At 73.4% G+C, this 267-nt stretch carries 1 pseudogene; it reads right to left on the bottom strand.

The annotated features are described in order from the left end of the window. Window positions 1-267: pseudogene (locus WBR68_RS01395) on the bottom strand (ParA family partition ATPase); the annotation flags it as partial.

Below are 267 nucleotides of genomic sequence, written 5' to 3'. Positions count from 1 at the left end.
CGCTCGGCCGCCAGCAGCGCCGAGCGCGCCAGGGCGGCGATGCGCGGCGGGCCGTCGATGATGACGTGATCGGCGCGGCGCGCCAGCTCGGGCGCTTCCTGATGCAGTGTCTCGCGGGCGAGGCCCACGGCGCTGAACAGCCGTGGCAAGCCCTGCTGGCTTCTGCGCTGCGTCCAGTCCAGCGATGAACCCTGCGGGTCGGCGTCCAGCAGGATGACGTGCAGACCACGCAGCGCCAGCTCGCCGGCGATGTGGGTGGCGAGCGTG

The sequence above is a fragment of the Achromobacter sp. JD-1 genome, from assembly GCF_038594925.1.
Lineage (GTDB): Bacteria > Pseudomonadota > Gammaproteobacteria > Burkholderiales > Burkholderiaceae_B > Achromobacter > Achromobacter spanius_C.
The sequence above is the reverse complement of the archived record's forward strand: the minus strand, read 5'-3'. Positions and strand labels throughout refer to the sequence as shown.